Source organism: Catellatospora bangladeshensis, from assembly GCF_016862575.1.
Lineage (GTDB): Bacteria > Actinomycetota > Actinomycetes > Mycobacteriales > Micromonosporaceae > Catellatospora > Catellatospora bangladeshensis.
The window spans coordinates 1-1504 of sequence record NZ_BONF01000092.1 but is presented as its reverse complement, the minus strand read 5'-3'; the positions used below and the strand labels follow the sequence as shown (position 1 = coordinate 1504).

The window sequence follows — 1504 nt, the reverse complement described above, 5'->3', positions numbered from 1 at the left end:
CCCTTTAACGTGAGCTGGGCTTTTGTCCCTCGACGTGGGGAATGACAGAAGCGGCCATCGCGGTGATGTTCGAGAGAACTTCCCCTTCTCCCGGAGGCCGCGATGGCCGCTACCAGCAGTATCACCCTGCCCGATGTCGGTGACCAGGGTGAACTTCGACGGTTCCGCAACGACGTGTACGACTGCTTCGGCCGCTGGGCCGACGCGCTGTTCGAGCTGTTCGACGCGGTCAGCTGCCCGATTCCGGTCACGTCGATCGCGCATCTGACCCTGGCCGACACGGCGATGCGCGGGCACGGCAGTGCGTACGCGGCCCTGGCCGGTGGCGTCATCGACGCCGGCCAGCTGCGCGACGTCCTTGCCGCCGCCCGTCCTGCCGGCTGGAGGCCGGACTTCGCCGTCGACGCCACGACCTGGCCCCGCTGCGATGCCGAGTGCTCACCCGGCCGCGGCTACTACTACCACCCGACCCGCCACTCGGCGGGCAAGCCGATCGTGGCGGGCTGGTGCTACTCCTGGCTGGTCGGGCTGAGTCCGGGCGCGGACTCGTGGACCGCGCCCCTGGACGCGGTGCGCCTGCAGGTCGGCGACAACCCCAACACCGTGGCCGTCGCGCAGATCCGCGCGCTGCTGCCCCACCTGCCACCGTCGGGGTCCGCACCGATGGTCGCGTTCGACGGCGGCTACGACCCCGTCCAACTTGCGGTCGGCCTGGCCGACACCAATGTCCAGACCGTCGTCCGGATCAAAAGCGACCGACGGTTCTCCGCCCGCGCATCGGTCAAGCCACGCAGCCCCGCAGGCGGACGCCCCCAACGGCACGGCCCCCGGTTCTCCTGCAGCGACCCGGCCACCTGGCCCACCCCCGACCAGGAACTGGTGCGCGAACACGACACCTACGGCATGGTCCAGGTCCAGGCATGGCACCGCCTGCACCCGCACCAGCGCACCTACCGAGACCCGACCGGCATGTTCGCCATCATCGAAGGCACCGTGATCAGGGTGCAGGTCTCGCGCCTGCCCGGACGCCGCCAGCGCGAACCCAAGACGTTGTGGCTGTGGTGGACCGGCCCCACCGACGACTGCGACCTCGACCGGATCTGGCAGGTCTACATCCGCCGCTTCGACATAGAACACACCCTGCGCTTCGCCAAACAGGCATTGGGCTGGACCAACCCGAAACCACGCACCCCAGAACAGGCCGACCGGTGGACCCAGCTCATCCTCGCCGCGCTGACCCAACTCCGCCTGGCCAGGCCCCTCGTGGCTGACCACCGCCTGCCCTGGCAGCCGCCCCTGCCCGCCGACAGGATGACCCCCGGCCGCGTCCGGCAGGGTTTCGCCCAACTGCTACACCGGATCGGCACCCCAGCGACCTGGCCGAAACCCGGCAAGCCCGGTCCGGGCAGGCCAAAGGGCCGGACATCGACACCCGCGGCGCGACATCCAGCCCTGAAGAAGCAAGCCGTCAAGGCCCTGAACTGCTGAAACTTACGTTAAACGG

Annotated in this window: 1 protein-coding gene; it reads left to right on the top strand. The window is 69.4% G+C overall.

All coding sequences use genetic code 11. The features are described from left to right. Window positions 1-102: 102 nt before the first annotated feature. Entirely contained in the window at window positions 103-1488 is a 1386-nt protein-coding gene (locus tag Cba03nite_RS40180; RefSeq protein ID WP_239126356.1) for an NF041680 family putative transposase, read from the top strand. Window positions 1489-1504 lie beyond the last annotated feature (16 nt).